Annotated in this window: 1 pseudogene; it reads left to right on the top strand. The window is 66.0% G+C overall.

The window, feature by feature from the left end:
- Positions 1-438, top strand: a pseudogene (locus INR38_RS28980) (hypothetical protein); the annotation flags it as partial.

Genomic DNA, 438 nt, shown 5'->3' with positions numbered 1-438 from the left:
CTCCTACGATCCGTCGGGCGGCATCAGCCCCGTCAATCCGACGGCCGGTTGCACGACGGATTGCGCATCGACGCCTTCCACGCCGGTGACCCCTGGCACGCCTGCGCTGACGGTCACCAAGGCCAACCCGGGTAGCCTGGCTGTGGGGACACCCTTCAACTACGCGTTCTCCGTGTCCAACGCTGCCAGTGCCTTCGGTCCCGCCACCAGCGTGACCATCAAGGATCTGGTGCCGGCAGGCATCAGCATCACGGGTGTGCCGACCGGCGCAAACGTGGCCAGTGCGACCTGCACGCCCAATACCTTCCCCTTCGTGGGCAATGGCACGGCGATCCTGTCTTGCACCGTGAGCTTCACCACCCCGGTGGCAGCTGGCAGCAACAGCAGCTTCAATCTGCCGGCTGTGCCGACGGCTGTGGGTTCGAGCACCAACACGGC

The sequence above is a fragment of the Delftia sp. SD018 genome (genome assembly GCF_017355445.1).
Classification (GTDB): Bacteria; Pseudomonadota; Gammaproteobacteria; order Burkholderiales; family Burkholderiaceae_C; genus Comamonas; species Comamonas acidovorans.
This window is presented reverse-complemented; position numbering and strand designations above follow the sequence as displayed.